This is a genomic window from Spirillospora sp. NPDC048824 (assembly GCF_043198455.1).
GTDB lineage: Bacteria > Actinomycetota > Actinomycetes > Streptosporangiales > Streptosporangiaceae > Spirillospora.
Map to the genome: position 1 here is coordinate 92,839 of NZ_JBICUS010000012.1, position 25,244 is coordinate 118,082.

The 25,244-nt window shown below is 72.7% G+C and carries 24 protein-coding genes; 11 read left to right on the forward strand and 13 right to left on the reverse strand.

Annotated elements, in window-relative coordinates:
• The first annotated feature begins 51 nt into the window (after window positions 1-51).
• Window positions 52-1,053 (forward strand): CDP-alcohol phosphatidyltransferase family protein, encoded by a 1,002-nt coding sequence (locus tag ACGFIS_RS23655; protein WP_392911889.1) that lies wholly within the window; start codon window positions 52-54, stop codon window positions 1,051-1,053.
• Between the two features lie 78 nt (window positions 1,054-1,131).
• On the opposite strand, the gene ACGFIS_RS23660 is transcribed toward ACGFIS_RS23655, so the two are convergent.
• From ACGFIS_RS23660 to ACGFIS_RS23685, 6 genes are all read right to left on the reverse strand, one after another.
• Window positions 1,132-2,754 (reverse strand): glycosyltransferase family 2 protein, encoded by a 1,623-nt coding sequence (locus ACGFIS_RS23660; protein WP_392972484.1) that lies wholly within the window; start codon window positions 2,752-2,754, stop codon window positions 1,132-1,134.
• Window positions 2,755-2,814: 60 nt separating this feature from the next.
• A complete protein-coding gene (locus ACGFIS_RS23665; protein ID WP_392912137.1) occupies window positions 2,815-3,246 on the reverse strand; it encodes a Scr1 family TA system antitoxin-like transcriptional regulator in 432 nt (143 codons plus the stop codon).
• Complete coding sequence (locus tag ACGFIS_RS23670; RefSeq protein ID WP_392911885.1) at window positions 3,239-3,499, reverse strand: helix-turn-helix domain-containing protein; 261 nt, start codon at window positions 3,497-3,499, stop codon at window positions 3,239-3,241. The genes ACGFIS_RS23665 and ACGFIS_RS23670 overlap by 8 nt, the downstream gene beginning before the upstream one ends.
• Before the next feature lie 278 nt (window positions 3,500-3,777).
• A complete protein-coding gene (locus tag ACGFIS_RS23675; RefSeq protein ID WP_392911883.1) occupies window positions 3,778-4,248 on the reverse strand; it encodes an NUDIX domain-containing protein in 471 nt (156 codons plus the stop codon).
• 22 nt (window positions 4,249-4,270) lie between these two features.
• Entirely contained in the window at window positions 4,271-4,480 is a 210-nt protein-coding gene (locus ACGFIS_RS23680) for a hypothetical protein (RefSeq protein WP_392911881.1), read from the reverse strand.
• A 50-nt stretch (window positions 4,481-4,530) separates the two neighbouring features.
• Complete coding sequence (locus tag ACGFIS_RS23685; RefSeq protein WP_392972486.1) at window positions 4,531-5,361, reverse strand: class I SAM-dependent methyltransferase; 831 nt, start codon at window positions 5,359-5,361, stop codon at window positions 4,531-4,533.
• Window positions 5,362-5,468: 107 nt separating this feature from the next.
• Here ACGFIS_RS23685 and ACGFIS_RS23690 point away from each other — a divergent pair, with 107 nt between their 5' ends.
• The gene (locus ACGFIS_RS23690; protein WP_392972488.1) at window positions 5,469-6,146 is read left to right on the forward strand and encodes a winged helix-turn-helix transcriptional regulator; all 678 of its coding nucleotides are present in this window, start codon (window positions 5,469-5,471) and stop codon (window positions 6,144-6,146) included.
• 1 nt (window position 6,147) lies between these two features.
• On the opposite strand, the gene ACGFIS_RS23695 is transcribed toward ACGFIS_RS23690, so the two are convergent.
• From ACGFIS_RS23695 to wecB, 3 genes are read right to left on the reverse strand one after another with little or no spacing between them, the layout of a single operon-like run.
• Window positions 6,148-8,304 (reverse strand): glycosyltransferase family 1 protein, encoded by a 2,157-nt coding sequence (locus ACGFIS_RS23695; protein ID WP_392972600.1) that lies wholly within the window; start codon window positions 8,302-8,304, stop codon window positions 6,148-6,150.
• A gap of 53 nt (window positions 8,305-8,357) precedes the next feature.
• Entirely contained in the window at window positions 8,358-9,068 is a 711-nt protein-coding gene (locus tag ACGFIS_RS23700) for a hypothetical protein (protein ID WP_392972490.1), read from the reverse strand.
• Window positions 9,061-10,161, reverse strand: coding sequence for a non-hydrolyzing UDP-N-acetylglucosamine 2-epimerase (gene wecB / locus ACGFIS_RS23705; protein ID WP_392972492.1), 1,101 nt, complete (start codon window positions 10,159-10,161; stop codon window positions 9,061-9,063). The genes ACGFIS_RS23700 and wecB overlap by 8 nt, the downstream gene beginning before the upstream one ends.
• 24 nt (window positions 10,162-10,185) lie before the next feature.
• On the opposite strand from wecB, the gene ACGFIS_RS23710 reads away from it, so the two are divergent.
• From ACGFIS_RS23710 to ACGFIS_RS23720, 3 genes are all read left to right on the forward strand, one after another.
• On the forward strand, window positions 10,186-11,637 hold the full coding sequence (locus ACGFIS_RS23710) for a glycosyltransferase family 4 protein (protein WP_392972494.1): 1,452 nt from the start codon (window positions 10,186-10,188) through the stop codon (window positions 11,635-11,637).
• A 21-nt stretch (window positions 11,638-11,658) separates the two neighbouring features.
• Window positions 11,659-12,921 (forward strand): nucleotide sugar dehydrogenase, encoded by a 1,263-nt coding sequence (locus ACGFIS_RS23715; protein WP_392911869.1) that lies wholly within the window; start codon window positions 11,659-11,661, stop codon window positions 12,919-12,921.
• 113 nt (window positions 12,922-13,034) lie between these two features.
• On the forward strand, window positions 13,035-14,174 hold the full coding sequence (locus ACGFIS_RS23720) for a glycosyltransferase family 4 protein (protein ID WP_392972496.1): 1,140 nt from the start codon (window positions 13,035-13,037) through the stop codon (window positions 14,172-14,174).
• 25 nt (window positions 14,175-14,199) lie between these two features.
• Here the strand turns inward: ACGFIS_RS23720 and ACGFIS_RS23725 are convergent, their stop codons facing one another.
• Window positions 14,200-16,272, reverse strand: a complete 2,073-nt coding sequence (locus ACGFIS_RS23725; protein WP_392972498.1) for a PQQ-binding-like beta-propeller repeat protein — start codon at window positions 16,270-16,272, stop codon at window positions 14,200-14,202.
• 108 nt (window positions 16,273-16,380) lie between these two features.
• On the opposite strand from ACGFIS_RS23725, the gene ACGFIS_RS23730 reads away from it, so the two are divergent.
• The 6 genes from ACGFIS_RS23730 to ACGFIS_RS23755 all read left to right on the forward strand — a co-directional run bounded on the left by ACGFIS_RS23730 (window position 16,381) and on the right by ACGFIS_RS23755 (window position 22,351).
• Window positions 16,381-16,983 (forward strand): HD domain-containing protein, encoded by a 603-nt coding sequence (locus tag ACGFIS_RS23730; RefSeq protein ID WP_392911863.1) that lies wholly within the window; start codon window positions 16,381-16,383, stop codon window positions 16,981-16,983.
• A gap of 31 nt (window positions 16,984-17,014) precedes the next feature.
• Window positions 17,015-17,512, forward strand: a complete 498-nt coding sequence (locus ACGFIS_RS23735; protein WP_392911861.1) for an SRPBCC family protein — start codon at window positions 17,015-17,017, stop codon at window positions 17,510-17,512.
• A 58-nt stretch (window positions 17,513-17,570) separates the two neighbouring features.
• The gene (locus tag ACGFIS_RS23740) at window positions 17,571-18,332 is read left to right on the forward strand and encodes an acetoacetate decarboxylase family protein (RefSeq protein ID WP_392972500.1); all 762 of its coding nucleotides are present in this window, start codon (window positions 17,571-17,573) and stop codon (window positions 18,330-18,332) included.
• A complete protein-coding gene (locus tag ACGFIS_RS23745; RefSeq protein ID WP_392972502.1) occupies window positions 18,329-19,000 on the forward strand; it encodes an SDR family NAD(P)-dependent oxidoreductase in 672 nt (223 codons plus the stop codon). The genes ACGFIS_RS23740 and ACGFIS_RS23745 overlap by 4 nt, the downstream gene beginning before the upstream one ends.
• Window positions 19,001-19,092: 92 nt before the next feature.
• On the forward strand, window positions 19,093-21,639 hold the full coding sequence (locus ACGFIS_RS23750; protein WP_392972504.1) for a HelD family protein: 2,547 nt from the start codon (window positions 19,093-19,095) through the stop codon (window positions 21,637-21,639).
• A gap of 70 nt (window positions 21,640-21,709) precedes the next feature.
• Window positions 21,710-22,351, forward strand: coding sequence for a TetR/AcrR family transcriptional regulator (locus ACGFIS_RS23755; RefSeq protein ID WP_392911853.1), 642 nt, complete (start codon window positions 21,710-21,712; stop codon window positions 22,349-22,351).
• Window positions 22,352-22,382: 31 nt separating this feature from the next.
• Here ACGFIS_RS23755 and ACGFIS_RS23760 read toward each other — a convergent pair whose 3' ends face one another.
• The 3 genes from ACGFIS_RS23760 to ACGFIS_RS23770 form a co-directional block, all read right to left on the reverse strand.
• Entirely contained in the window at window positions 22,383-23,237 is an 855-nt protein-coding gene (locus tag ACGFIS_RS23760; protein WP_392912132.1) for a glycosyltransferase family 2 protein, read from the reverse strand.
• An 89-nt stretch (window positions 23,238-23,326) separates the two neighbouring features.
• Window positions 23,327-24,190 carry a CDP-alcohol phosphatidyltransferase family protein gene (locus tag ACGFIS_RS23765; RefSeq protein WP_392911851.1) on the reverse strand — a complete coding sequence of 288 codons (864 nt, stop codon included), beginning with the start codon at window positions 24,188-24,190 and terminating at the stop codon, window positions 23,327-23,329.
• Window positions 24,180-25,235, reverse strand: coding sequence for an iron-containing alcohol dehydrogenase family protein (locus ACGFIS_RS23770; protein ID WP_392912129.1), 1,056 nt, complete (start codon window positions 25,233-25,235; stop codon window positions 24,180-24,182). Before ACGFIS_RS23770 ends, ACGFIS_RS23765 begins: the two co-directional genes overlap by 11 nt.
• Window positions 25,236-25,244: the final 9 nt, after the last annotated feature.

A 25,244-nucleotide genomic window follows, 5' to 3' on the forward strand; every position in this document is an offset into this window, starting at 1 on the left:
CGCCACCACGGCGGAGAAGCCTCGTTCACAATCGAAAGGACACCCCTCTCCATGGCGAACTTCACGCTCGAGGACGTTCGGCAACGGACGTACAAGGCGCGTGACGCATGGTGGACGGTACTGCTGGTCGACCCGCTCGCCGCCCGGCTGGTGAAGTTCACCGCCAACCGGACGAAGGTGACACCGAACCAGCTGACGGTCGGGGCCCTCCTCCTCGGCCTCGCCGCCGGCGCCTGCTTCGCCGTCGCCTCCTGGCCCTGGCTCCTGGCAGGGGCGCTGCTGTACCACCTGTCGTTCACCCTCGACTGCATGGACGGCAAGATCGCCCGCCTGAAGGGCACCGGCTCGGTCTTCGGCGCCTGGCTCGACTACATCTTCGACCGCGTCCGCGTCCTCGCCTGCGCCATCGCCCTCATGGCCGGCCAGTACGCCGCCACCGGCAACGTCGCCTACCTCTGGACCGCCCTCGCCGTCGTCTTCCTCGACATGCTCCGCTACATGGACGCCCTGGAGATCTACAAGGTGCGTTCCCAGATGCGCAGCACGCTCAGGGCGGCCCACGCGGAGGCCGGGGCGCTGCGCCTGGCGGCGAACACCCCCGCCGGTGACACCCTCGGCGCCGCCGGCGCGGACGGGCGACTCGTCGAGGACGCACTGTCCGAGGACCCGGAGGACATGGAGAACCAGGTCCTCACCGATCACCCCAACGTGGTGCTCCAGGCCGGATTCAACCAGCGCTTCCCCTGGTATGCGCGAATCCGCAACGTCCTGACCGCCGGCCGCATCCGCCCCCACCTGATCAGCGGCATCGAGTTCCAGATGGGCGTGTTCATCATCGCCCCGATCGCCGCCGCGATCGTCTCCGGCGCCATGATCCCCGTCATCGCCGTCAGCGGAGCCGGGATGCTCGCCTTCGAACTCGTCATCATCTACAAGTTCTGGCTGTCCAGCCGCGACTACAGCCGGACGATGGCCAGGCTGAACGAGGAGATCGAAGGCCACCGGGAGCGGCTGCCCGCCGAGGTGGTCGAGGCCGTCAGCGGCTCCGGCTGACCCCCCGTCCCCGACGTCACCGCCGAAGGCCCCGCGAGCACGCTCGCCGGGGCCTTCGCCGTCCCGTGCGCGGGGAGGTCAGGACGGCCCGCCGCCGAGGACACGGCGCAGCAACCGGGCCGCCCTCTCCGCCACGACGGCGGGCCGGAGCGGGCCGGGACGCCCGGCGGACGTTTCCGTCCCCGGGGCGGGCGCGACCGCGCTGACGCGCAACGCGAGGGACGACGTCCCGGCCGTCAGATACGGCGTCACCACGGGCCGGCCATCGCCCATCGCCGGGCCTCCGGCCTCCGGGACGGCGATGTCCCCCGCCCCCAGCCGTCCTTCGTGAACGCGTCCCCGGTACGGCGCTGACACGAAGACGTCGTAGCGCCCGGGGGCGTCCGCGGCGGCCAGGGGGTCGATCTCCGCGCCGAGGACGGCGCGTCCGTCATCGGTGGTGCCGACCCGTTCGAACGGCGTCCGGTGCTCGCCCGTCCCGCCCCTCCGGCGCACGACGAGTTCACCGGACCAGGCCGCCGCCTCGCCCAGCGGCTCGGCGATCGCGTACCCGCGGACGGCCAGCCGGCCGTCCCGCCATTCGACACCGCTCAGAAACCATTTCTGCTCCGGCGGCTGCGACACGGCGTACACCTCGTCGGGGACGCCGAGCCGCCCATCGCGAAACCCCGGGTACACCGCGAAGACACGGTCGCCGTCGAGGACGTACCTCTGCGGCCTCTCGGCGCGCACCCGCGCCGCCTCGTCGACCAGTTCGTCCATCCGGTGGCGGAGTGCGTGGCCGATCAGCCGCGCGTACGGCGGGAGGTGCCGCATGATCCCATCGTTGCCGTAGCGCTCCAGCAGCCGGCGGGCCGCTTCCCGAGTGGCGTGCCGCTCCCCGGCGTCGAACGCCTGGTACCGGGGATCGAACCGGGAGAAGACCTCGACGGCGAAATGGCGGCGCAGCAGCCGGTCGCGCACCGGCCCGGGACCCGTCCGCTCCGACACGAAGGCCATCAGCCGGTCGATCTCCGGGAAGTACAGCTCGGCGGGCGCGCCACCGCGCTGCAACGCGCTGGTACCGTCCTCACGGGCGACCCAGTAGTAGCAGTCGTGGTCGGCCACCACGGACACGCCCTTGGCCTCGAAATAAGCGCGGACGGCGAAGATCTGGTCCTCACCGGACAGGACGCCCTCGGGGAAACGGATGTGGTGCCGTTCGAGCAACGCCCGCCGGTAGAGCTTGAGTGCGGTGATGCTGCCGTAGAGGTTCGGCACGGGATCGGAAATCGTGGCGAACTCCACGTTCTCCTTGAACAGTTCCGGATGAACCCGGCGCCCGACCCCCACATATTTGGGGACGACCACGTCCGTACCGTTCTCGTCTGCCATCGCGCAGCAGCGTTCGAGCGCCTCGGGTCCGAGCCAGTCGTCGGCGTCGAGGAAGAAGACGTACTCACCGGTGGCGCGCTCAATCCCCACGTTCCGGGGCCGTCCCGGACCACCGGACGCCGGCTGGTGCACGACCACGAACCCGGGCCGTCCCGCCGCGAGCCGGTCGAGCACTTCCCCGCCGCCGTCGGTCGACCCGTCGTCCACCGCGATGATCTCGATGACCTCGTCCGGCAGCGTCTGCTCGAAGACGGACCGAAACGTCCGGTCCAGTGATCCCGCACAGTTGTGGACGGGCACGATGACGCTGACCTTAGGGGTCCCCATACGACTCCAAGCACACTGACGGCGGCACCGGGTCGACCGTAACGGGGATGCTCATCGGTTTCATCGACTTCGCATCGAATCGCTGCATACCGGCAAGCCACCACACACCGTGTGGGCGCCGCGTGACCGCTCCGCCGACAGGGCTGCACGGGCGAGACCGCCGTACACCATCTCGAACTGCGCAATCTGCTCCGAATCGGTGAGGACGAGGTCGGTGGTCACCGCTTCCAGAGCCACCACCTTCGGGTCACCGCTGAGGATCACCTCGTAAGACGGGCCGTTCGGACGGTGCAGCATCCGCTGCCGACCGACCCGTCCCTTCAGCACACCGGCGACCTCGGCGTCGGGCGGCAACGGCAGCTCGGTGTTGGCCAAGCGCGTGGAGATGAACTCCTCGGTCTGCAACAGCCCTGGGATCAGGTTCTGCTGGTACTCGCGGATCACGTTCGCACCAGCCTCCAGGTTGGCGAACCTGGCCTGGCGCTCACCGATCCCCGAGGACTCCCACCAGCCGTGCGACGCCGCCTCCTGCGGTGATCTGCACGAGCTGGGTCCATTCGTCGCCCTCGACGCCGAGGACGTCCAGGAGCCGCTGCACGTCCTCCTGGCCTGGTGCGACGTGCGCGTTCTCCAGCTTGCTGATCATCTGCCGGTACACGCCGGAGCTCTTGGCCAGTTCCTGCGCCGAGACCCCGGTCCGCTCCCGCAGCTCGCGCAACTCCGCCGCAAGCCGCAGACGACGCACGTACGGACTGATCAACACCCACCCCGCGTCATAGAACACCGACTGCCACCGTACTTGGAACATGCAGCGTATACACGTCCGCCCTCATGGGGCCCTGCTTCATCAACACCGGGAGGGTGCTGAGGGTCTCGGAGTCGGGTGCCCCGCGAGAGTCGTTCGGCCGCCAGGGATCTCGTGTAGGCGGCAGACGAGCTGATGGCCAGCACTCAGTGAGCAAGAAGTCGAGCCCTGCGCACTGCCACGGCGGCTGCCTGATCCGGTGATTCGTCGACCGGGGGTCAACACGACCACTCACCGTGCTCCAGGTAGCGGGTGGCGCCGTCCTGTCTGGCGGCGTGGCCGTGAACGATGCGACGGGCCAGACGGCTGATCGTCAGCTCGTGGGCTTGGCCGACGTTGTGGAAGCCGTAACCGGTCAGCTCGTTCGGGTCGAGCTCGATGGCGGCGAGCTGGTCGTCAGCGAGTGTGCCGCCGTCGAAGATGAACAGGACTTTGTCGCCTTCGGTGTCGTTCGGCGCCCAGTCGGCGACGAGCAGCCGACCGACGGGCGGGTTGATGGCCAGCTCCTCGGTGACCTCACGGCTCGCGGCCTGCCGGGGCGTTTCCCCGTGTTCGATGTAGCCGCCGGGGATGTCGCGATAGTTCTTGTAGGAGGGGTCGACCAGGAGCACCTGGTCACGGTCGTTGAAGAACAGGACGCCTGCGGCCGCTCGGGCGCGGGTGAAGCTGTCGGCTGGGTCGTCGCTCACGGTGTTGAGCGTAGAAGATCCATCAGATGACGTTCATCCGGTGAGCGAGGTCGGCCAGCGGACGGCTGCGGCGGCCGAGCGTGGTGGCGCGAAGCTTCATCACGAGCTGGCGGCTCATCATGTGTGTGCGGACCTGCTCAGGTGCCCGTCGTTCTGCGGCGAGCAGCTCGCCGATCGCCTCGTCGATCTTGTTGCGCGCCCAGTAGGCACTGAACGGAAGGTAAGCGCTCATTGACCGGCCCGTTGCGCTCGGCGTGCGCAACGGGCCGGGTGTGGAGGTGGTCAGGGCCGGCGGCGGGCGGTTGCCAGGAGGTACTCCCAGTCGGTGGACGTGTTCGAGGTGCCGCGGTTGTGGTTGCGGACCAGGTCGGTCAGGGCCTCGTCGAGGGCGGCCACCTTTCCGGGGTCGCCGGCTATGTGGTTGTAGACGGCGATGGTGGGGCCGTAGCGGGTTTTGAAGTAGTCGCGGAAGGCCTCGGGGGTTTCGAAGAGGTCGATCCGGATCTTCTTGCGGCGGAAGGTGAGATCGGTGACCCGGTCGCCGAGGAGTGCCTCGACGTGGCCGGGGCCGCCCCAGAGCGGCGGGGGCTGCGCGCCCGGCGGGGGCGGCGGCGCGAACGGCTTCATCGTCTTGAACATCTCGCCGATGAATCCCTCCGGCGTCCAGCTGAGCAGGCCGATGGTGCCGCCGGGGCGGCAGACGCGGACCAGTTCGTCGGCGGCGGCCTGGTGGTGGGGGGCGAACATGACGCCCACGCAGGACACGACGGCGTCGAACTCGGCGTCGCCGAACGGCAGCGCTTCGGCGTCGGCCTCCCGCCATTCCAGGTGCGCGTCGTGGCGGGCGGCCTCCTTGCGTCCGGCCTCCAGCAGTTCCGGTGTCAGGTCACTGGCCACCACGTCCGCGCCGGCGAGCGCGGCGGCGATCGCGGCGTTGCCCGACCCCGCGGCGACGTCCAGCACCCGGTCGCCGCTTCCGACGCCCGACGCCTCGACCAAAACCCCGCCCAGGTCCCAGATGACCTCGGCGGCCAGCGTCGGGTAGTCCCCGAGCGCCCACATCTTGCGGTGACCGGCCTTGACCGTGTCGATCGTGTCGATCGTGTCCCCCATGGCGGCTCCCCTCGTTTCGTGTGAACCACGCTAGGCACGGGGCGAACCGGCTCCTAGTACAGGATCTGTACTGGTGGCCGGGGCCGCGGCGTCTTAGCCTGCGAAGCATGGGGGCCTCCTATTACCAGTTCTGCCCCGTCGCCAAGGCGATGGAGCTGCTCGACGAGCGCTGGACGCTGCTGATCATCCGGGAGCTGCTGTCCGGGAGCGAGCGTTTCAACGAGGTGCGCCGCGGTGTGCCCCGCATGTCCCCGACCTTGCTGTCCAAGCGGCTGAACCAGCTGGTTCGCGCCGGTGTCGTGGACAAGAGGGTCGCCGGGAACGACGTCAGGTACGTCTTGACTCCGGCGGGTGAGGAGCTGCGGCCGGTGGTCGAGGCTCTCGCCGTTTGGGGAGTCCGGTGGGTGGGAGAGCTCGGGGACCGGGACCTCGACCCGAAACTGCTGATGTGGGACATGCGCCGCGGCATCGACCGCGGCGCACTCCCGGACGGGCGGACGGTCGTCCTGTTCGACTTCCCCGACGTCCCCGCCCGGGACCGCCGCTGGTGGCTCGTGCTCACGTCCGGCGAGGCCGACGTCTGCGACGCGGATCCCGGCTACGAGGTGTCGGTGACGGTGACCACCGGCCTGCGCGACATGGTCCAGATATGGCGCGGCGACATCCGCTGGGAGGACGCGCTGCGGTCCGGCGCGGTCGAGGTCCGGGGGCCGGAGACGCTCCGCCGGTCGGTGTCCGGATGGCTCGGCATGTCGCAGTTCGCCTCGGTGCCCCGGCCGGGGTAGCTCATCCGGCGAGGAGGTCCGTCCATCGGCGGCAGACCTCGTCCAGGCCGTAGGCGGTCCTGACCTGGCTGCGGGCAAGCGCCCGGTCGGTTTCCCAGCGGTCCTGGGAGACGGTCGCGGCGATGGACGCGGCCATGGCGGACGGGGTTTCGTGGATCCAGCGGGCGTCGTAGATGGTGTCGGCGCCCGGCCACGGCAGCAGGGCCGGGACGGCGCCGGACGCCATGCCTTCGGCGGGTGCCAGGTGGAAGCTCTCGTCGTCGCTGGTGGAGAGGACGAAGCCGATGCGGCGCAGCCAGGACGCCACGTCGCGGCCGTAGGAGTCGAAGACGACGCCGCCGGACAGCAGGCGGGAGCGGCGGATGCGGCGGAAGACCTCGTCGTAGTGGGCGCGTTCCTCGTCCTTCTGCCAGATCCACCAGTACTCCCAGGGGAGCTTGGATTTGACGAAGAGCGTGAAGCGGGGGTCGTCGCGGCGGAGTTCTTCGAGGACGTCGAGGGCCAGGTCCAGGCGTTTGCGGGCCGGCGCGATGCCGATCATGCCGAGGTGGTGTTCGGCGCCGGGCAGCTTGTGCCGGTCGAGCTGGGCGTCGTCGACCCAGTTGGGGACGGTGACGACCTTCTCGGCGGGCCAGCCGGTGATCTCGCGGGTCAGGCCGGTGTAGTGGGGGCTGACGCAGACGACCTGGTCGACGGCGTCGATCTTCAGTTGTTTCGGCCAGTGCGCGTACAGCTCGAAGCGGTGCAGCCGGACGACGAGGCGCTGGTCCGGTCGTTTGCGGTCCGCGTACCAGAGGGCGTTCGGGCCGCACCATTCGCAGATGACGACGTCGGCCCAGTCGACCAGGTCCTGGCTGCGTTTCTCGTCGTGGGCCTTCAACGCGGCCCAGTGGTCGACCCGGACCTCCATGTCGGGGCGTGAACGCATGTAGTCGAGGAGGCGGCTGAAGAACTTCAGGTCGTGGCCCGCGACGCCCACGCGGAGCCGGCGGTCCTTCACGGACAGGACGGCCTCGGACGGCTCCGGGAACGTCTGGGACAGGTAGGCGCGGAGGCGGCCGGCGGCGGCGTCCAGGGTGTATTCGGCGGCGGCCGACCGGCAGCGGTCCGCGGCGAGGGTGAAGACGTCGGGGTTCTTGCCGATGAGGGCCAGGGCGTCCAGGACGTCGTCTTCGGTGGCGGCGAACAGGGGGTAGTCGGCACCGAGGAGGCGTTCGTGCATGGGCGTCCGGTTCAGGACGACCGGGACCCCCAAGGTGCCGCATTCCAGAACCTTCGTGGACAGTTCGAGGCTCGCGTCCATCTCGGGGTGCCGCCAGGAGAGGCCCACGTCGGAGGCGGCCGTCAGCCGCATCGCCTCGGCGCGGGGATGGCCGCCGTGCCAGACGACGCCCTCGCCGCTCTCCAGCGCGGTCCGCATCCGGGTCGCGAAGCCCGGGTCGGCGGGATCGTCGTGGATCTTGTCGCCGACCATGTGGAGTTCGGCCTCGACGCCGCGGATGGCGAGCAGGCGCGGCAGGGAGGTCATCTCGTAGGTGTTCCAGCGCGGCGCGAACTTGCCGGTGTAGACGAGGCGGAGCGCGCGGTGGTCCGGTGCCCCGGCGGGGCGGGGCGTCAGGCCCTCCGGGAGGACGACGACGGGCGGGAACAGGACGCTCTTGCCGGCCGCGGCGGGCACGGCGCCTTCCATGAAGCCGCGGAGTTCCTCGGTCTGGCAGAGCAGCACGCGGGACGCGTCGGCGATCCGGCGCAGCTCGCCCTTGGCGGACGCGGTGAACTCGGCGGCGGACTGGGGGACGTCGGTCAGGTACGTCCACAGGCGTCCGGCCAGGGGACCCGCGGCGAGTTTGGCCGCGAGGCGCCGGCCGCGGACGACGACCAGGTCGAACCCGTGCCCCGGCCGGCCGTCTCCGCTCGGCGCGCGCTGCTCGTCGGCGTCGATGCGGGCGAGGATCGTCGCGGCGTGCTTCGGGACGAGGAGGCCGTCGAACATGCCTTCGGCGTGCGGGCTTCGGACGGTGACGCCGGGCAGGGCGCGCAGCGGGTCGACGAGACGTCCGGTCCGGATGGGGGCCTTGAGGACCAGGGTCACCTCGCAGCCGGCGCGGGCGAGGGCCTGGACCATGCCCTGGGCCCAGATCGCCGATCCGTCGATCATGTTGAGATCGACGTCGCCGTAGACGAGGGCGCGTGGTCGCACGGTGGTTCCTTTCAATGGGCCGGTTCAACGATTCGCGCGAGCCGGCCGGGGTCGGTGGCGCCGTCGGCGATCACGGCGTCCCAGGTCAGGCAGGCCAGGGTGGCGGGCGGCGCCTCGCCGCACAGGACGAGCGGGAGCGAGCGGGCGGCGGCGATCCTGCGGACGCCGTCCAGTGCGGCGTCCCGGTCGTACATGCCGGGGACGCCCAGGTACGCCCAGGGGCCGCCGGGTTCGCCGGCCGCCGCGTCCACGACGACCATGTCCACGTCCGCCCGGTCGAGGACGATCGCGGCGTCGTGCGGGTACAGCGGGACGACCTTGGCGTGCTCGGCGAGCCGCGACGCGGTGCGCGGGGTGAGGATGCCCGCGATGATCAGGGTGTCGCACGGCCCGGCGACGAGCAGGCGGTTCTCGGGCCGGTCGATGCGGTCGGCCTCGACACCGCCGCCGGCGGCGGCGGACTTCGCCGCCGCGGCGGGCGCGTTCCGGGTGCGCCACAGCCGGTACAGGTCCTTGGGCAGCCGCCGGCCGCGCCTGGGGTTGCGCGCGGCGCCGGCGACGAGGCGCCCGAACTGCAGGGCCGTCGAGCGCTCCAGCGCTGCGAGCTGCTTCTCCAGTTCGGCGACGCGCGCCTCGCGTTCGCGCAGCGTGGACTTCAGGCGTCCGAGCTGCTGGTACGCCCTCGCCTCCTGCCGCGCCGCGTCCTTCGCCTCGTCACTCACCCAGGAACTCCATGATCACTTCTGCGATGCGGGGGCCGGCGTGGCCGTCCCACAGCGGCGGCTTGCGGTCGCCCGCCCGCGCCTCCGCCTCCAGGACCTTGCGCACCCCGGGAACGAGCTCCTCGAACGTGACGAGGCGGTTCGTGCCGTGGGTGATGGTGATGGGCCGCTCGGTGTTGGGACGGACCGTCAGGCACGGCACGCCGAGGATCGTCGTCTCCTCCTGCAGGCCCCCCGAGTCCGTGACGACCGCCGCCGCCCCGCGCACGGCCGCGATGAAGTCGATGTACCCGAGCGGCTCCAGGATGTGCACGCCGTCGTGGTCGCCGAGGCCGGCGGCCATCAGGTTCGCCCGGCCGCGCGGGTGGACGGGGATGACCAGGTCGGCGAGGTCGGCGACGCCGTGCAGGTGCCGGACGAGGGCCGCCGCCGTCTCGGGTGCGTCCACGTTCGCGGGCCGGTGCATCGTCGCCAGGACGTACCGTTCGGGCAGCCCGTGCGTCTCCCGGACCGCGCCGGTGTCGAACGAGCCGAGGTTCGCCAGCAGCGTGTCGATCATCGGGTTGCCGACGAGGTGGGCGCGCTCGACCGGGACGCCCTCGTTCGCGAGGTGGCCGATCCCCTCCGGGCTCGTGACCAGGCAGAGCGCGGAGAGCTGGTCGGTGACGCGCCGGTTGACCTCCTCCGGCATGGACATGTCGAAGCTCCGCAGCCCGGCTTCCACGTGGGCGACGGGGATCTGCAGCTTGGCCGCGACGAGGGCGGCGGCGATGGTCGAGTTCACGTCGCCGTACACGATGACGAGTGCGGGTGAACGGCTCGTGAACTCCTTCTCCAGCCCGACGAGCAGCGCGGCGGTCTGCTCGGCGTGTCCGCCGGAGCCGACGCCGAGGTTGACGTCGGGTTCCGGCAGGCCCAGCTCGTCGAAGAAGATCTCCGACATCCGGGCGTCGTAGTGCTGGCCGGTGTGGATCACCGTCTGCTCGGCGCCCGCGGCGCCCAGCGCGTGGATCACCGGGGCGGCCTTGACGAAGTTCGGCCGCGCCCCCAGGACGTGCACGATGGGTCCCAACACAATTTCCCTTCTGTTCATCGGGGTTGCCTACGCTCGCCCGCCGTGCCCACAAAGAAACACGTCTATCTGGCGGGGCTCGCCTGGCGGCAGGTCAGGGACGATCCCGGCCGGGCGTTCCGGCTGGCCGTCCGGCTGCTCGCCCGGACCCCGGCCGGGGCCCGGCTGCGGCGTTCCCGGCTCGTCGTCGCGAAACCCCGGGACGTTCAGCGCGAGACGGCCGACCTGCGCCGTCTGCTGGCCCATTCCCCGTCCGCTCGCGCGCGCGGCGCCGCCCCTTCCGGGAAGGCCGCCCCGTCCGGGAGGACGGTCCTGCAGTTCGTGACGAACGCCCTGCCGCGCACGAACGCGGGATACACCGTCCGGACGCACCGGATCGCCCTCGCCCAGCGGGAGGCGGGCCTCGACACGCACGTGGTGACGCGGCTCGGATACCCGCTCAGCCAGGGCGCCGGCGACGCGCGGACGCGGGTGGACGTCGAGGGCGTCCCCTACCACCGGCTGCTCCCGTGGCTGCCGCCGGCCGATCCGCTCCGGGCCGTCGGCAGGAGCGCCGATCTGGCCGGACGCCTCGTCGAGGAGCTGCGGCCGTCCGTCCTGCACGCGGTCAGCAACCATCTGAACGCGGCCGTCGCGCTGGAGCTGGGCCGCCGGCACGGCCTGCCCGTCGTGTACGAGGTGCGGGGATTCCTGGAGGACTCCTGGCTGTCGCGCGACCCCGCGCACAGCGAGGCGGACGACTTCTACCGGCTGACCCGCGAGCTGGAGACGCGCCGCATGGCCGAGGCGGACGCGGTGGTGACGCTGGGCGAGGCGATGCGGGCGGAGATCGCGTCCCGCGGCATCCCCGAGGAAAAGATCTTCACGGTGCCGAACGGTGTGGACGAGGTGTTCCTCGAACCGCTCCCCGACCCCGGCGGCCTGCGCGACCGGCTCGGCATCCCGGAGAGCGCGACGGTCGTCGGCCTCACGTCGTCGTTCTACGGCTACGAGGGCATCGACACGCTCATCGACGCGGCGGCGCTGCTGCGCGACCGCGGCGCGCCCGTCACGCTGCTGCTGGTCGGCGACGGCCCCGAACGCGGCGCGCTCGAACGGCGCGCGGCCGGGCACGGCGTTCACGCCGTGTTCACCGGCCGGGTGCCGATGGGGTCCGTTCGCCGGTTCCATGCCGTCCTCGATGTGTTCGCGGTTCCGCGCCGGGCGGACCGGGTCTGCCAGCTGGTGACGCCTCTCAAGCCGATCGAGGCGATGGCCGGGGGACTCCCGGTCATAGCCAGTGAAGTCGGGGCACTTCGGGAAATTGTGGAACCTGGCGTAACCGGCGCGTTAACAGTTCCGGAAGACCCGGAAGCATGGGCGAATTGCCTGGAAGATCTGGCTTACAGTCCCGAAAGAAGGCTGAAAATCGGGCAGGCGGCCCGGGAATGGGTCCGAGCGGAACGCACCTGGCGCACCGTGACGGCCGGATATCTGGCCGCGTACCCGTTCACATAACGCGCGAAGGGAGCCACCGGCGTGGATCTGGTGGTCATCGGACTCGGCTACGTGGGACTGCCGCTCGTGCGGGAGGCCGTCCGGGCCGGCCTGCGGGTCGGCGGCCTCGACCGCGACGCGCGCGTCGTCGCCGGGCTCAAGGCCGGGCTGTCGCACATCGACGACGTCTCGCCGGCCGACATGGAGGAGATGCTGGAGGCCGGGTTCGTCCCGAGCCTGCAGGAGGACATCCTGGACGGCGCCCGCACCGTGGTCATCTGCGTGCCGACGCCGCTGTCGCCCGAGGGCGGCCCCGACCTCACCGCGGTGCGCGGCGCGGCCGAGACGGTCGCCCGGCACCTGGAGCCGGGGATGCTGGTCGTGCTGGAGTCGACCACGTACCCCGGTACCACCGAGGAGGTCGTCCGGCCGATCCTGGAGACGTCCGGCCTGGTCGCCGGGGACGAGTTCCATCTGGCGTTCTCGCCGGAGCGGATCGACCCGGGCAACCCGGTCTACGGGGTGCGCAACACACCGAAGATCGTCGGCGGGCTCGGCCCGGCGTGCGCGTCGGCGGCGGCGGCGTTCTACGGCAAGTTCGTCGACCGGGTCGTGCAGGCCAAGGGCACCCGCGAGGCGGAGATGGCCAAGCTGCTGGAGAACACCTACCGGCACGTCAACATCGCGCTGGTCAACGAGATGGCGGTGTTCTGCAACGAGCTCGGCATCGACCTGTGGGACGCGATCGACTGCGCGGCCACCAAGCCGTTCGGGTTCCAGGCGTTCCGGCCGGGTCCCGGCGTCGGCGGGCACTGCATACCGATCGACCCGAACTACCTGTCGTACAAGGTCCGCTCGCTGGGCTATCCGTTCCGGTTCGTGGAGCTGGCCCAGGAGATCAACGACCGGATGCCGCGGTACGTGGTGGAACGCGCGCAGCAACTCCTCAACCGCGAGGGACGCGCGCTGAAGGGCGCCCGGGTGCTGCTCCTCGGCGTCACCTACAAGGCCGACATCGCCGACCAGCGCGAGTCGCCGGCCCGCCCGGTGGCCCGGCGGCTGGCACGGCTCGGTGCCGATCTGTCGTTCCACGACCCGCACGTCTCGTCCTGGCAGGTCGACGGGACCGAGGTCGCGAACGCGGGCGACGATCTGCGGGCCGCGCTGGAGGCGGCCGACCTGGCGATCGTCCTGGCCGGCCACGCCGCCTACGACGCGGCGACGCTGACACGGCACGCCCGCCTGCTCTTCGACACCCGCGGCCGAACCCGCAACACCCAGCAGGACACCGTCGAACTTCTCTGACAGGGATGAATCGCCTGGCGGCGTCCATGTCGGGGACAGCGGGAATTCATCGGCAATTTCCATGAGCAACCGAGACTCGGCCGTAGGCATTGATTCGGACCGGAGTGAGAGTAATGCGGGTCTGCGTTTGCACGGTGGTGCACCATCCCGAGGACGCGCGCATTCTGCACCGGCAGATACGCGCGCTGCTCGATGCCGGCCACGAAGTCACATATATTGCGCCATTTCGGGCATGTAATGCGACGCCGTGGCGGGAGATCAGCCCGGTGGACGTTCCGCGCGCCACCGGGCGGCGCCGCCTCCGGGCCCTGCGCGCCGCCCACCGGGCCCTCACCGAACACGCCGCCTACGCCGACGTGATCCTCCTGCACGACCCCGAACTGCTGGTGTCCCTCCCCCGCGAGGTGCGGGCGCGGACCGTCGTGTGGGACGTCCACGAGGACACCGCCGCCGCCCTCAGCGCCAAGGGCTGGGTGCCCGCGCCGGCGCGTCCCCTGCTCCGCCCCGCCGTCCACCGCCTGGAGCGGCGCAGCGAACGGCGGCACCGCCTGCTGCTCGCCGAGGAGGGCTACCGGGCCCGGTTCCGCGACGAACATCCCGTCGTGCCCAACACCACCTACGTCTCCGACGTGCCGCCCGGACGGCCGGACGGCCGCCGCGCCGTCTACGTCGGGCAGTTGTCCCGGGCGCGCGGCGCCCTCGACATGATCGAGATGGCCGGGACGCTGGCCGCCGAGGGCGTCCTGGTCGAACTGATCGGGGCCGCCGACGCCGACGTCAAGGACGCGCTCCGGGGCGCGCAGCGCGAGGGAACCCTGCGCTGGTACGGGTTCGTCCCCAATGACCGGGCGCTGCGCATCGCCGAGGGCGCCATGGCGGGGCTGGCGCTGCTGCACGACGAGCCCAACTACCGGCACTCGATGCCGACCAAGGTCGTGGAGTACATGGCCCGCGGCATCCCGGTCATCACCACGCCGAACCCGCCCGCCGTGGACATCGTCGAACCCGCGGACTGCGGGCTGATCGTCCCGTTCGGGGACCCGGAGGCCGCCGCCAAGGCCGTGCTCCGGCTGCGCGACGACCCGGAGCTGCGTGCCGGCCTCGGCGAGCGCGGCCACCGGGCCGCCCGCGAGCGGTTCCACTGGCCCGTCCACGCCGAGCGTTTCGTCGCCCAGCTCGAAGCGTGGGCGGGCCGCTCCCCCGCCGCGGTCCCGGAACACTTGCCAGAGCCCGAGCCCGTCCCCGAGTACTGAGCCCCGGCGCCGCCGGGCAGCGGCGTCAGGACGGGTTGTGCAGGCGGTAGGCGACGGAGCGGGCCAGGCGGGCGGCGACGCCCGGCGGGCGGTCGGCCTCGACCACCACGACGTACCGGCCGACGCGCAGGGCGATCATGCCGGCGGCCGGGCCGATCTCGTACGCCTCGTCCGCGCCGATGTCGCGGCGTTTGCGGGCCTTCGCCTGCGTGGCCTGGAGGGCGTCCAGCATCTGCGACGCCTCATGATCGGTCCTGGCCACCCAGCGGACGCTGACGGTGAAGCCGCCCACGGTCCGCACCGGATCGCCGCCCTCGCCGGGATCCGCCGTCGGGGACCTCGACCCGGCGGACTCCGCCCCGGTCGGCCGGGGTCCGGCCGATTCGGGTCCGGCCGTCCTGGATGAGGTCGGTTCGGGGCCGGTCGGTTCGGGGCCGGTCGGTTCGGGGCCGGTCGGTTCGGGGCCGGTCGGTCGCGGGGTGGCCGGCTTCGACCGCTTCGGCTCCTCGCCCTCCGGGTCGCCGCCGGACCCGGTGTCCCCGTCGCCGTCCCCGGCGTCCTCGTCCTCTTCCGGCGGCTCGTACCTGCAGGACACCGGGCGCGGCAGCCGGACCGGGCCGGCGGCCGCGTCGGCGGGCTCGTCGACGTGGCCGGCCACGCGCGCCGCGACCAGGTCGGGCTTCTCCAGCAGTGTGCAGGCGTCCGGCCAGTCCGCCTCCGGTACCCCGCCCAGCTCCGCCGGGCCGGTGCCCGCGAGCCCGCCGCGGAGCGCGACGAGCCGCGCGGCGCCGTCCGGACGCGGCGCCGCCTGCGGGACGGCCGCGTACAGCAGCCCGCCCGCCGCCGCCAGCCACGGCCGCGGACCGGGCAGGTCGGGGTTCATCGAGATCGGCGCGGGCGCGGTCGTGGTGTGCCCGTCGCCGGGCTCGACGATGTCGACGGCCGCCGGCAGCAGCCGACCCGACAGCCGGGGACGCAGCGCGTACACGTCGCCGCCCGCCTCCGCGAGCGCCGCGTACGCCGGGGACTCGCGCCGCCACTCGACCTTGCCGGACGGCACCCGTACCGCCTCCATCCAGGTCTCGCCCCGCTTCGCGCCGTCCGGGTGGTAGACGATCACGAGCCGTCCCGACCTCAGCACTCCCGGGCACATGGTGTCGCCGCACACCCCGTCGCCCTCCCAGACGGCGAACTGCTCGCCGTCGGCGTCGAACGCGCGCAGCGCCGTCCCGTCCGAGGCCAGCGTCACGCCGTCGAGGATCGACACCTCGGGTGACTCCTTCGAGCCGAGCCGCCGGTCCCAGCGGACGGCGCCCTTGCCCGGCTCGACGGCCAGCAGCCGGCTGTGCCGCTCCTCGCCGGCGCAGTCCAGGGCCAGCGCCGCGAGATCCTCCCGTGCGGCGGACGGCCGCGCGCCGCCCTCCAGCAGCAGGCAGCCGCGCGGCAGCGGCAGCCGCCACACCTGATTGCCCGTCGCCGCCGAGACGCCGAACAGCGTCCGGCGCTCGTCGTCGGTGGTGAACACGACGTCCGAACCGGCGGGCCACTGCAGCGTCGTCCGGGAGACGGCGGCGGGACGCAGCCCCTCGCGCCGCCACAGCAGACCGCCCGACAGCGCGTCGAACGCGATGATCAGCCGGTCGCCGCGGTCGCCGTCCCTCTCGAAGTAGCCGAACAGCCGGGACCGCGTGGACGCCCAGCCGAGCATCGTCCACCCGGAGCGGCGGTAGCTCCAGCGGCCCGTGCCGGTCCGCGCGTCCCGGACCTCCAGCCCGTGCCCGGACGCCGTCACCACCTGGCCCTGCGCAACCGCGTAGGCGACTCCGTCGTAGCCGGCGACGGACCCGTGGTGCGTCCGGGTCGTGTGCTCCCAGCTCACCGTGAGCGGACCGGGCGGCGGGCCCACCTCACGCTGCGGTGTGACGGGATCGGCGGTCACCGTATGCCGGACCTGCCACCATTCCGCGCCGAGGACGAATCTGTCGACGAGCACGGCGACGAGGGCGATGGCCACCACCCCGGAGATCAGGCCGAGGGCCACCCGGACCCCGCCCACGGACTCCGGCCGGCCACCGGGGCGCTGCCGGCTTTCGCCCACGACCGTGCCCCCTCCTTCCGCGTACCGTGCCTGTGTGCTTTCACTGCCCTAAAGGACGACATCCACCTTGCCCTGTGCGTGGCGTCCGCGCGACTGAACGGAGGAACCGTGGAGGTCTTCACCCACTGGCGAACCTGGGACGAGGCCAGGGCGGGCCTCGCCGCCGGGAAGATCGGCGGCGAGATCGACCTGGACGGCCTCGGCAGGGCCGCGGAGGCCGCCCGGCGCTGGCACGGCGACCAGCTGCGCCCGACCGGCGACCCGTACATCGTGCATCTGCTGGAGGCCCTGGAGGTGCTGACCCGCGGCCCCGGCGTGACCGACCCGGCGATCCTGTCCGCCGCGCTGCTGCACGACGTCGTCGAGGACACCCCGGCCACCCTCGCCGATGTTGAGGCCGAGTTCGGCCCCGAGGTGACCGAACTGGTCGACTGGGTGACCAAGCCGCCCGCCGCCGGTACCGGCCGCCAGGCGAAGCGCGCCGCCAGGTCCGCCTATCTGCGCCGCCTCCGGGACGCCCCGCGCGAGGCCGTGCTGGTGAAGCTCGCCGACCGCGCGAGCAACGTCCAGACCCTCGACCGGATGCCGCCGGACTTCCAGCGCCGCTACTACACGGAGACGCTCACCTACATCGTCCCGCTCGCCGAGACGGAGCCGTGGTTCAGGACCTGGTACGCGTCCTGGCGGCGGCAATTCGCCCACCTGTTGTGACCGGACGGTCATGAAGTGGGAGGATCCGGTCATGGAACGGGAGTGGGTGGTCGAGGAGAGCGTGTCCGTCGCGGCGACGGCGGAGGCCGTGTACGCCGCGGTCGCCGATCCGCGGCGGATGCGCGAGTGGAGCCCGGAGGTGTTCGCCGCGTGGGTGCGCGGGCGGAGCATCGCGCCGGGGACGAGGTTCGTGGGGTTCAACCGGATCGGCTGGCGCGTGTGGTTCACGACGTGCCAGGTGACGGCCGCGGTGCCGGGAGAGGCGTTCGCGTTCCGGGTGTCGAGCTTCGGGATGCCGGTGGCGCTGTGGGGTTACCGCATCGAGGACATCGCGGACGACCCGTCCGAGCCCCGGACCCGGCTCACCGAGTACTGGGAGGACCTGCGGCGCGACGGCCGGGGCGCCGCGTTCGTCTCGCTGCTCGGCAGGCTTTTCACCGGTGTGCCCGCCGACCGGCGCGCCGCCGTCAACCGGGGCGGGATGCGCGCCACCCTTGACCGCATCGGGACGGCCGTCGAGAAGGGCTGACGAGACGGGCCGCCGTCAGTCCTTGGAAGTAAAACGAGAACCTGTTCTACTAAGCGGTGTGACAAGTGCCGTGCACGCCCATGCGATCCAAGGGGAACAGGTCGATCTGCCGGTCCGGATCCGCGAGGCCGCGGTGGCGTCCGCCATGTTCGCCGTGCCCGCGGACGCGGCCCAGGCCGTCATCGCCTACTCCGGGCTCGACGTCGCCGAGCCGCTGCCGGGCAGGGCCGTCTGCTCGCTGGCGTTCGTCCGGTACGCGGACGGGGATCTCGGGCCCTACCACGAGTTCGCCGTCGCGTTCCTGGTCCGGCCGCCCGGGTCGGCGCCGCCGTCCGGGACGCTCGGGAGGCTGCGCGCGTTCACCGGCGGCGGCATGGCGGGGATCGGGGCGTTCATCCACTGGCTGCCCGTCAACCAGGAGTTCACCCTGGAGGCCGGACGGACGATCTGGGGTTTCCCGAAGGAGCTCGCCGACATCCCCATGGACCTGGCGGGACGCGTGAAGCGGTGCGCCGTGCGGCTCGGCGGCCGCACGGCGATCGAGGTGGCGGTCAGGCCGGGCGCGCCGATGCCGAGCGGCTCCGGGACGCCCAGCGTCGAGGCGTACTCGTGCATGGACGGTGTCACACGCCGGACGCCGTGGACGGTCACGCCGTCCGACGTGCGGATGCGCCCGGGAGGGGCGAAGGTCGTCCTGGGCGACCATCCGGTGGCGGAGGAGCTGCGCGGGCTGGGCCTGGACCGGGCGCGGGCGCTGAGCACGAGCACCGTCGGGCACCTCATGATGACCTTCGAGGCCGCCGAGGAGGTGCGCGGATGAGGCGGACGGCGCTGGTGACGGGTGCCGCGCGCGGTCTCGGCGCGCTGGCGGCGCAGCGGCTGGCCGCGGCCGCCTGGGACGTCGTCGCGGTCGACGCGGACGCCGGCGGCCTGGCCGCCACGGCGCTGCGTTCCCCGAACATGCACGTGCGGACGTGCGACGTCACCGACCCCGCGGCCGTCGCGGACGTCGTGACGATGGCGGGTCCCGTGCAGCGGGTCGTCCACACCGCCATGATCGCGCCGGTCGCGCCCGCGCTGGAGCAGCCCCTGGACGAGGTGGAGCGCGTCCTGCGGACCGGCGTCCTCGGCACCGTCCACGTCGTGCGGGCGACGCTGCCCGGCATGCTGGAGCGCGGGCGCGGCGAAATGATCTTCTGTCCGGCCGCGCCGGTGCCCGGCGCGTCGGCCGGTGCCGCCGCCTCCGCGGCCGTCGCGGCCTACACCGAAGCGCTCTGGGCGGAGCACGGCGGGCGGGGCGTGACGTTCCGCTGCACCCGCGCCGCCGCCGATACGCCGGCGCGGCTCGTCCTCGACGCGATCGACCGGTCGCTCGCCCGCCCCGAGGGGGAACTGCACGTCCGCGCGGAGGGCGGCGGCGCGTTCCCGGGCGGTCTGGTATCCCGGCTGGCACGCCGCTCACCTGCCGGAACGTCCGGGCCACGCTGAAGGTCCGGCGGACCGAATAAGCTGTCTCTTTCGCCCCTTCGGGGCGCCGGGGGACGTCCCCGGGCGCGATACACGTGCGAGGAGCAGCCTGCATGTCGTCCCAGGTCACCGGGCGGCCGACCGGCCCCGGCGGCACGGTCAAGGATCAAGAGATCGCCGCCGAGCAGCGCCATGTCGACATCGCCTACGCCCGCCTGGAGGAGATGCGCGCCGACGCCCAGGCCATGATCCAGGAGGGCTACCGCCAGTCGCTCGCCGGCACCAAGGGCTCGCTGGTGGACCGGGACGCGATGGTCCACCAGGCCGCCCTGCGCGCCCAGGCCCTCGACGTCGCCGACGACGGGCTGGTGTTCGGCCGGCTCGACCTGGCCTCCCGCGAGGTCCGCTACATCGGCCGCATCGGCGTGCGGACCAGCGAACACGACTCCCTGGTGATCGACTGGCGGGCGCCCGCCGCCGAGGACTTCTACCGCGCCACCCCCGAGGACCCGCGCGGCGTCGTCCGCCGCCGCGTCCTGCACTCGCGCGGGCACACGGTCGTCGACCTGGAGGACGACCTGCTCGACCCGGACGCGGCCGACGGGATGACGATCGTCGGCGACGGCGCGTTCCTGGCCTCGCTCGCCCGCACCCGCGAGGGCGAGATGCGCGACATCGTCGCGACGATCCAGCGGGAGCAGGACGAGGTGATCCGCGCGCCCGCCGACGGGACCGTCCTGGTGCGCGGCGCCCCCGGCACCGGCAAGACGGCCGTCGCCCTGCACCGCGTCGCGTACCTGCTGTTCCGGCACCGGCGGCGGTTCGGTTCCCGCGGCGTGCTGGTCATCGGCCCGAACCGCCGGTTCACCGCCTACATCGAGCGGGTGCTGCCGTCGCTCGGCGAGGGCTCGGCGGCACTGCGCTCGCTCGGCGACCTCGTCGACGGCGTCACCGCGACCGTGCACGACGCGCCGCGGGTCGCCCGGGTCAAGGGCGCCGGCACGATGGCGACGGTGCTGAGGCGCGCCGTGACCGACCACGCGCCCGGCGCCCCGGACGAGCTGCGCGTGGTGTTCAAGGGCGTCGTCGTGGCGCTGGACCGGGGCCGCCTCGACCGGATCAGGAGCGAGGTCCACCGGCGCAGCCGGGGCAGCGTCAACGCCGCGCGCGCCCGGGCCGCCGAACTCCTCCTGGACGCCCTCTGGGAGCGTTTCAACGACGTCGGGGGCCCGGAGGCGGCCGAGGAGGCGGAGGGCGCCGAAGCGGGCCTGTGGAACGCGATCCTCGCCGCGGACGGCCTCGCCTCGATCGACGAGGAGCCGGCACGCGGGAGCCGCGGGAACGGCGGCGACCCGAAACGCGACCAGTTCGACGCCCGGGTCCGCGAGCAGCGCACGTTCACCGACTTCCTCGTCGCGTGGTGGCCGCTCCGCCGCCCGCTGGACGTGCTGCGCTCGCTCGGCGACCCCGACCGGCTGCGCCGCGCCGCCGGCCGCGACCTCGGCCACGCCGACATCGCCCCGCTCGCCGAGTCCTGGGCGGGGGACGGCTCGCCCCTCAGCTACCAGGACGTCGCGCTGCTCGACGAGCTCGACGCGCTGCTCGGTTCCCCGCCCCGCCCGTCCCGCCGCCGCAGGGCCCCGTCCGAGGACGACCCGTTCGTCGTGGACGGCGTCAACATCCTCACCGGCGAGGATGTGGTGGACGAGACGTGGGAGCCCGAGATGCAGGAGCTCACCACGTCGATCGAGCGGCTTGAGCGGTCCCGGCGCGTGGACGACGGCGTGGTGGAGGAGCGTCCCGAGTACGCGCACATCGTCGTGGACGAGGCACAGGACCTCTCCCCCATGCAGTGGCGGATGCTGGGCCGCCGCGGACGCCAGGCCAGCTGGACGATCGTGGAGGACCCCGCCCAGAGCGCCTGGGAGGACCTCGACGCCGCCCGGGAGGCCATGGAGGCCGCGCTCGGCGGCGAACGGCCCGCGTCCCCGGGCTCGTCCCGGGGATCGGCGCGGGGCCGCCGCCGCACCCGCAAGCCCGCCCCGGCGACCCCCCGGACCCGGCACGAGTACGAGCTCACCACGAACTACCGCAACTCCACCGAGATCGCCGCCGTGTCCGCGCGGGTGCTCGCGGTGGCGCTGCCCGACGCCCGCCCGGCCCGCGCCGTCCGCACCTCCGGCATCGACCCGGTCGTCCGCGTCGTCCCCGGCCTCGGCGTCACCGCCGCGTGGGAGGCGGCCGAGGAACTGCTCGGACAGGTGGAGGGCACCATCGGCCTCATCGTCCCGCTGCCGCTGGAGGAGCCGCGGCCCGCGGACACGCCGGACATGCCGGACGGCCAGGAGTCCCTGTTCGACGATCCCGCGTTCCACGCCCCCGCGGCCCCCGCCGCGAACCCGGTGCCCGGCGGACCCGCCTGGACCGCCGCCGACCGCGAGCGCCTCGCCGCCGACCTGCCCGAACGCGTCCAGGTGCTGGACGTCCTCGACGCGAAGGGCCTGGAGTTCGACGCCGCGGTGATCGTGGCGCCGGAGACCATCGCCGCCCAGTCCCCGCGCGGCCTGCGCGTCCTCTACGTCGCCGTGTCCCGCGCGACGCAGCGCCTGACCGTCCTCACCACCGACCCCGAATGGCGCGACACTCTCCTCACCGGCTGAACGCGTGAAAAGTGGCCGGACGCGCGGGTTAGGCTAACGCTGCCCCATTCGCACGGGTGGACGGAGAGCGATGACCGGCCGAAATCCCGCGCCCAGACGCAGCTACGGCGGCCGCACGGCCGAGGAGCGCCGCGCCGAACGACGGGAGCGCCTGCTGGCCGCCGGGCTCGAACTGTTCGGTACCCGCGGCTACGCGGCCACCTCCATCGAACGGCTGTGCGCGACGGCGAGCGTGTCGACCCGCAACTTCTACGAGGAGTTCTCCGGACGCGAGGAACTGCTCGCCGCGCTGCACCACGACATCAACGAGCGCGCCGCGCAGGCCCTCACCGCCGCCTACGCCGAGGCGGCGGACGCGGACCTGCCGGCCCGCGTCGAAAGCGCCGTGCGCGCGTTCGTCACCGTCACCGCCAGCGACCCGCGCTGGGCCCGCATCGCGTTCGTCGAGATCATCGGGGTGAGCACCGACCTGGAGCGGCACCGGCTGCGCAGGCGCGCCCGGTGGGAGGAGTCCCTGGTCGCGATGGCCCGCGAGGCCGTCGAGCGCGGCGAGGCCATCGACCGCGACTACCACCTCACCATGATCGCCGTCATCGGCGCCGTCAACAACCTCGTCCACCACTGGTCCGCCCGCGACCAGGACATCCCGCTGGACGACATCGCCGCCGAACTGGCGCATCTCATCCTCGCCGCCGTGACGACGCCCCGATGACGAGCGGTGCCCGGGTGACGGGCGGCCGGGCCTAGATGATCGGCGGGCGGCCCGTTCTCGTCATGCGCCAGGCGGTGCGCCACGAGATGGGGCGGCGGGGGCCCGCGGGTTTGCGCCAGCCTTCCGCGAAGCCCTTGAACCACGGCTTGAGGGCGCTCGGCCTGCGCTCGCGGAGGACGGTCATGGCGACCCACACGGCGAGGTAGGTGAGGGCGAGCGGCCACGGCAGGTTGCGGCGGGCCAGCCACACGCGGTTGCGGGCGTTGTAGCGGTAGAACATGTCGTGCCGCGTGGGCAGGACGGCGGGGTGGAACATGACCGCGGCCGCGTCGTAGACGATGCGGTACCCGGCGTTGAGGATCTGCCAGGCGAGGTCGGTCTCCTCGTGGGCGTAGAAGAAGTCCTCGGGGAGGCCGCCGCCGGCGTCGAACGCGGCGCGGCGGACGGCGCAGGCGCCGCCGAGGAACGTGGTGACGGCGGAGGAGCGTTCGGGGTCGCCGGCGCGCAGCCGGGGGACGTGGCGGCGTTCGCCGCGTCCGCCCTCGGGGTCGCGGACGCGGAACGAGACGACACCGAGGTCGGGTTCGGCGGTGAACCTGTCACGCAGGTGCGCGCCGAGGCGGGTGGAGCGGTACCAGCCGTCGTCGTCGAGGAAGAGGATGACGTCGCCGGAGGACGCCGCCACGCCGCGGTTGCGGCCGGCGGGGATCCCGACGTTGCCCGGCAGGCGCAGGAGCGTCACGCGCTCGTCGTCGAAGACGGGGTCGTCGCCGGGCAGCCAGTCGCCCGCGACGCCGTTGCCGACGAGGACGACCTCGACGGCGACGTGTTCCTGCTCGAAGGCGCTGCGCACCGCGCGGGCCAGTTCCGCGGGACGATTGCCCATGGTCAGGACCACGACGCTGAGCGCGACGCCCCCGTCCGCGCGGGAGGACTGTTCTCGCGGGTCCACGGCTTCCTCGTCGAGGTCGGCGGTCACTTCAGCCTCCGGGAGGCGAGGATGCTGACCAGGTGCAGCAGCGTCTGGACGACCGCGACGGCGGCGACCGCGGCCATGAGGACGCGGGTCGCGGCCGGCGTCTCGGTGCCGAGGACCGTGTCGACCACCGCGGCCGCGAGGATCAGCAGGGACAGCTCGACCGCGCCGATGATGCGGTGGAAGCGCAGCATCGACACCGCCTGCCGGGCGAGCGCGATCTTGGTGGAGCGGGGACGCAGTGCGCGGTCGCCGCCGGTGGGGTCGGCGGGCAGGCCCGACTTGGCCCGCGCGACGACGACGTTGTCGGTCTCCGCCTTGATCAGCGCGGCGCCGAGCGCGGCGACGAGGCCGAGCTCCACCCAGCCGCCGCTCTCCCAGCCGCCCTGGGCGGCGAAGCCGAGGCCGATGAGCAGCGCGATCTCCGACAGGTAGTGGCCGATCCGGTCGAGGAACACCCCGGCCACCGAGGTCTGCCGCAGGTAGCGGGCGACCTCGCCGTCCACGCAGTCGAGCAGCAGGTAGACCTGGATGAGCACGGCGCCGCCGAGCGCCGTCCACAGCGCGCCGGTACCGGACGCGGGCAGCGACACCACGACGCCGGCGAGGACGCCGCTCGCCATCATCAGGTAGGTGAGCTGGTTGGGGCTGAACCCGAGGCGCAGCGCGATCCAGCCGAAGTACGGGGACAGGTCGCGCATGTAGAGGCGGCCGGCCCAGTGCTCCTCGTTGCGCCGGTCTCTCAGTCCGGGGGGCTGGCCGTACCGGCGGACGTCGGCGACCTTGGCACCTTTGCGGTGCGGGCGCTCGTCGTCGCCTGGGGGCTCGGGGGATCGGCTCCGCCCGGGGAGCTCAGCCTCCATGGGCCTGGACATACTGTTCCACCGCCTTGAGGGTCTCACCCTTGTCGAGGCCGAGGTATTCCAAGATCGTATAGCGGCCGGGCCGGGTCCGCGGGGCGTGCAGGACGGCGTCCGCGAACTGGTCGACCGACAGCCCGACGTCACCGGGGAAGCGCGGCAGCCCGTGCCGGGCGAGGCACGTGAGGATCTCGTCGAGGCGTCCGGCGCCCTGCCCGAGGCGGGTGGCCCGCAGGTGGTAGCAGAACGCGGTGCCGAGCCCCGCCAGCTCACCGTGGTGCGCGGTGTCCGGGTAGAGCTGGTCGACGGCGTGCAGGATCTCGTGCTCGCCGCCGCTGGCGGGACGGGAGTCGCCCGCGAAGGCCATCGACATCCCCGACAGCACCAGGCTCTCGGCCAGCACGGTCAGGAACCGGTCGGACTCGATCGACTCCGGCTGGTGCAGCAGCGCCTCGGCGGCGGTCCGGGCGACGGTGAGCGCCATCCGGTCGACCCGCTCGCCGCACTGCTCCGCGGCGAGCAGCCAGTCGTCCACGGCGGAGAAGTTGCTCAGCACGTCCCCCACCCCGGCGCGGACGAGGCGCGGCGGCGCGGCGTGCACGTAGTCGAGGTCGACGACCATCGCGAGGGGCATCACGACGCCGAACGAGCCCTTGCCGTTCTCGTGCGTGAGGGAGGCGACCGGGGAGCAGATCCCGTCGTGGGACAGGTTCGTGGCGACCGACACCATCGGGATGCCCGACAGCGTCGCCGCGTACTTGGTGGCGTCGATCGTCCGGCCGCCGCCGATGCCGACGACGGCCTCGTACGACCCGGCGCGCAGCTTGGCGGCGAGGTCGACGGCGGCGTCCACGGTGCCGTCCGCGACGCGGTACACCTCGCAGGCCGACAGGGACGGCCGGACCTGTTCGGCGATCTGGTCGCCCTGGCCGGGCCCGACCGCGATCGCCACGCGCCCTTCGGTGGCGATCCGCTTGTCGGCGAGCAGGTCGCCGAGGGCGGCGACGGCACCGCGCCGCACATCGATGGAGAGCGGCGCGTTCAGCATCCGCGTCAG

Coding starts and splice junctions, on each gene's coding strand:
- ACGFIS_RS23755 (WP_392911853.1), top strand. CDS start 21,710: ATGACCGGCCGAAATCCCGCGCCCAGACGCAGCTACGGCGGCCGCACG.
- ACGFIS_RS23695 (WP_392972600.1), bottom strand. CDS start 8,304: ATGATCGACGGATCGGCGATCTGGGCCCAGGGCATGGTCCAGGCCCTC.
- ACGFIS_RS23660 (WP_392972484.1), bottom strand. CDS start 2,754: ATGGGGACCCCTAAGGTCAGCGTCATCGTGCCCGTCCACAACTGTGCG.
- ACGFIS_RS23735 (WP_392911861.1), top strand. CDS start 17,015: ATGGAACGGGAGTGGGTGGTCGAGGAGAGCGTGTCCGTCGCGGCGACG.
- ACGFIS_RS23765 (WP_392911851.1), bottom strand. CDS start 24,190: ATGGAGGCTGAGCTCCCCGGGCGGAGCCGATCCCCCGAGCCCCCAGGC.
- ACGFIS_RS23770 (WP_392912129.1), bottom strand. CDS start 25,235: ATGCTGAACGCGCCGCTCTCCATCGATGTGCGGCGCGGTGCCGTCGCC.
- ACGFIS_RS23680 (WP_392911881.1), bottom strand. CDS start 4,480: ATGAGCGCTTACCTTCCGTTCAGTGCCTACTGGGCGCGCAACAAGATC.
- ACGFIS_RS23760 (WP_392912132.1), bottom strand. CDS start 23,237: ATGGGCAATCGTCCCGCGGAACTGGCCCGCGCGGTGCGCAGCGCCTTC.
- wecB (WP_392972492.1), bottom strand. CDS start 10,161: ATGAACAGAAGGGAAATTGTGTTGGGACCCATCGTGCACGTCCTGGGG.
- ACGFIS_RS23655 (WP_392911889.1), top strand. CDS start 52: ATGGCGAACTTCACGCTCGAGGACGTTCGGCAACGGACGTACAAGGCG.
- ACGFIS_RS23750 (WP_392972504.1), top strand. CDS start 19,093: ATGTCGTCCCAGGTCACCGGGCGGCCGACCGGCCCCGGCGGCACGGTC.
- ACGFIS_RS23690 (WP_392972488.1), top strand. CDS start 5,469: ATGGGGGCCTCCTATTACCAGTTCTGCCCCGTCGCCAAGGCGATGGAG.
- ACGFIS_RS23720 (WP_392972496.1), top strand. CDS start 13,035: ATGCGGGTCTGCGTTTGCACGGTGGTGCACCATCCCGAGGACGCGCGC.
- ACGFIS_RS23745 (WP_392972502.1), top strand. CDS start 18,329: ATGAGGCGGACGGCGCTGGTGACGGGTGCCGCGCGCGGTCTCGGCGCG.
- ACGFIS_RS23685 (WP_392972486.1), bottom strand. CDS start 5,361: ATGGGGGACACGATCGACACGATCGACACGGTCAAGGCCGGTCACCGC.